General features: G+C 53.4%; 1 protein-coding gene. It reads left to right on the forward strand.

Annotated elements, in window-relative coordinates; all coding sequences use genetic code 11:
- Window positions 1-149: 149 nt before the first annotated feature.
- Window positions 150-581, forward strand: a complete 432-nt coding sequence (locus tag G6047_RS00255; protein WP_169525299.1) for a T9SS type A sorting domain-containing protein — start codon at window positions 150-152, stop codon at window positions 579-581.
- The last annotated feature ends 322 nt before the right edge of the window (window positions 582-903 follow it).

Below are 903 nucleotides of genomic sequence, written 5' to 3' on the forward strand. Positions count from 1 at the left end.
CACCGGGGGTTCCGATGATCAACAACTGCGACCAGCACATGGCCCAGCAGAACAGCTACATCTCCACGGCGAGCCTGAACAAGGCCACGGCCTACCGTTTCGAGGTATCCCTTGTGGATGGAAACGACAACCCGGTCTCCTCGCAGATCGTGGATCGTACCCTGTCCTACTTCAACTTCAGCATGGTGCCGGGTTACATACCGGGCGGCAAGTACATGGTGCGCGTGGCCGTGAGGACCACGGGTTACCATTCACCGTTCGGTGAGGCCTGTTTCGTGTATGCTCCGGGGGTATTGCGCCAGGACGGGACACAACAGCCGGAAGTGATCGCACAGCGTTTCAATGCTACCGTATTCCCGAACCCGTATGCCGAGAGCTTCTCGCTCGACCTGGATTCCACTTCGGAGGGAGCCGTGCAGGTACGTGTGTATGACATGATCGGTAAACTGCTTGAGGAAAGATCCTTCGAAGCCAGCCGGATCGAACTGGCCCAGTTCGGGGAGAAATACCCTAGTGGTGTCTACAACATCGTTCTTACCCAAGGTACTAACGTGAAGACGTTGCGTGTGATCAAACGGTAATTGACAATTAATAAGTAACGATTAATAATTGACAAAAGCCCCGACTTGCGTCGGGGCTTTTTTATTGGGTAATGGATGACACGAAGGACGGGTGATCGCCTGCGGCGCACTTCGTAGCATAAAATCCAGTAAATCCGTGTTGGGAATCTTTGTGGCAATCCAAAGTGTGGACTTTTTAAAATCCACATATCCAATCTCCACAAAAATGACAAGGACATCGCGTTGACCGTCCGCGTTTGCTTCGCCAGTTCGCTTTGCTCGGGTGGGATGCCGCGGTTAGCCCACAGCATGAAACGCCTGGTTGTACACCTTTAGGGCAGCG

Origin of the sequence: Flavobacterium silvaticum (assembly GCF_012911565.1) — a bacterium.
Classification (GTDB): Bacteria; Bacteroidota; Bacteroidia; order Flavobacteriales; family Flavobacteriaceae; genus Flavobacterium; species Flavobacterium silvaticum.